This window comes from Poseidonibacter ostreae, assembly GCF_009208075.1.
Classification (GTDB): domain Bacteria; phylum Campylobacterota; class Campylobacteria; order Campylobacterales; family Arcobacteraceae; genus Poseidonibacter; species Poseidonibacter ostreae.
Window position 1 is genome coordinate 1 of record NZ_WFKJ01000153.1, and the last position, 219, is coordinate 219.

Genomic DNA, 219 nt, shown 5'->3' on the forward strand with positions numbered 1-219 from the left:
AACTATTGCTAACTTCCGTAAAGATAATCCCTCCGTATTAAAACAACTGTTTCGTGACTTCGTAATACTATGTCGTTCTGTAGATTTAATTGATGGAGAAGTTGTTGCTATTGATGGTGCATTTTTACGGGCTAATGCCTCAAAGAATCAACTTATCTCTGAAAAAATGACACGTAAGGATATGGAATCAGTTGATCAGAAGATAACAGAGTACATAAG

1 pseudogene is annotated in these 219 nt (G+C 35.2%); it reads left to right on the top strand.

The window, feature by feature from the left end:
* Positions 1–219: pseudogene (locus tag GBG18_RS15605) on the top strand (IS5/IS1182 family transposase); the annotation flags it as partial.